General features: G+C 57.8%; 1 protein-coding gene. It reads left to right on the top strand.

What is annotated here, in order from left to right; translation table 11 throughout:
• On the top strand, positions 1 to 239 hold a 239-nt coding region (locus SB753_RS40465), incomplete at its 5' end, for an AI-2E family transporter (protein ID WP_410805601.1).
• Positions 240 to 244: the final 5 nt, after the last annotated feature.

Here is a 244-nt window from a genome sequence, read left to right as displayed (position 1 = left end):
TCAAGCCGATTCTCATCGGCAAGAATAGCGACATGCCGTTGATTCTCGTCATGTTGGGCATTCTCGGCGGCGCATTCGCGTTTGGCTTCCTCGGGGTCTTCATCGGACCGACGCTGCTGGCGGTTGCGTACACGGTGCTGCATGACTGGACCATCGGAGCATCCGCTGCGGGCGCATTGAGGCCGGACGCCAAACCGCCTGTTGCGGAAGAAATTGGCCGTATAGAAAAGGCGCCTTGAATAAA

This window comes from Paraburkholderia sp. SIMBA_053, assembly GCF_046534895.1.
Classification (GTDB): Bacteria; Pseudomonadota; Gammaproteobacteria; order Burkholderiales; family Burkholderiaceae; genus Paraburkholderia; species Paraburkholderia caledonica.
This window is presented reverse-complemented; position numbering and strand designations above follow the sequence as displayed.